Annotated in this window: 1 protein-coding gene; it reads left to right on the forward strand. The window is 64.3% G+C overall.

Features of this window, described 5'->3' with window-relative positions; all coding sequences use genetic code 11:
• Positions 1 to 236 precede the first annotated feature (236 nt).
• Positions 237 to 602 (forward strand): DUF5313 family protein, encoded by a 366-nt coding sequence (locus tag GV790_RS28870; protein ID WP_163817986.1) that lies wholly within the window; start codon positions 237 to 239, stop codon positions 600 to 602.
• The last annotated feature ends 45 nt before the right edge of the window (positions 603 to 647 follow it).

Below are 647 nucleotides of genomic sequence, written 5' to 3' on the forward strand. Positions count from 1 at the left end.
GCACTGAGAACCTGACCAAGCAGATCGAGGAATTCCACCGCGCCGGCGGTGCCACGAGCAGCCAGGACTGAACAGGCTCCGCCCCGGTCGGCCGCGCGTCCAACGGGCGGCCGGGCCATCCACCTGTGGGCGCACACGGGACCGATCCCGCGGGCCACGAACGACACCGAACGCCCCGGCGCTGAACCCCTATTCGAACCTGGCGGTGACTCACATCACAGGCATAGCCTTGAGGTATGGACAAACCCACCTTCAGGCAGCGCATTGCCTACGATCTGGGCCGCGAGCTCCCCGCGAACCTGCACGAGTGGGTGAAGAACGACCTGCTCGGGCACGGGGCCATGGAACGCTATCTGCTCCGGTTTCTCGGGCCGGTCGTTCCGTTCTTCGCGCTCGTGCTGCTGTTCCCAGGTCCGTTGCCACTCAAGATCGGGCTGATTGTGATGATGACGGTTCCGATGGTCATCTTCACCGTCGCGCTCAGCTATGTATGGCGCCGGTACCGGCTGGTGCAGCACGGCCTCGATCCGAATCTGCTCGATCACGGCAAGATCTCCGAGCACGAACGGGATATGTACGAACTGCGGCACGGACATCGATAGGCGTACCTCCGCCTTCGCTCCGGCCATGCGCGGTCTGACGACAGG

This window comes from Nocardia cyriacigeorgica (assembly GCF_010858045.1).
Classification (GTDB): domain Bacteria; phylum Actinomycetota; class Actinomycetes; order Mycobacteriales; family Mycobacteriaceae; genus Nocardia; species Nocardia cyriacigeorgica_E.